The 525-nt window shown below is 41.9% G+C and carries 2 protein-coding genes; both read left to right on the plus strand.

Annotation, left to right across the window (positions count from 1 at the left end):
• Positions 1-430 (plus strand): FixH family protein (locus tag R8O11_RS31095; RefSeq protein WP_318195374.1); only part of this gene is annotated, 430 nt, incomplete at its 5' end.
• Positions 431-434: 4 nt separating this feature from the next.
• On the plus strand, positions 435-525 hold a 91-nt coding region (locus tag R8O11_RS31890; protein ID WP_412035106.1), incomplete at its 3' end, for a heavy metal translocating P-type ATPase metal-binding domain-containing protein.

Genomic DNA, 525 nt, shown 5'->3' on the forward strand with positions numbered 1-525 from the left:
CCTTCCTCTTACGGTAGTCGTTTGGACAATCGCCACTGTAGTCGTCTTTTCAAACAACTCTGTTTCTCTTGTTGCTGAGGATTACTATAAAAAAGGCAAAGGCATAAATATCGACATCAGTAAAATGAACGTCGCTCGTGACCTTGGTCTTAATGCGAACATCTCTTCTCTAGATAACAATATCGTAATTGGCTTTACGAAAGGAGCGCTAACGCACTACCCAGCGCTTACAGCAACGTTTACTCACCGTACATTACCCAATCGTGATTTTACGAAGCTAGTTACCGCAGATGCATCTGGCAACTATCGTTTTACCACTGAAGACGCTATACAAGGCCCGTGGTTTGTTGAACTTCAACCACACGATAAGCAATGGATGATTCAAGGCAAAGTCGAATTTCCAGCAGTTTCTGTCTCATTAATGAAGTAATTTTATGTGCAAATCCTGTTACCACTGTGGTGAAGATGTACCAGCAAACACGGATTTTAAAGTAGAAATACTTGGCGAAGTTCGTGAGATGTGCT

This window comes from Vibrio sp. 1288, assembly GCF_033344475.1.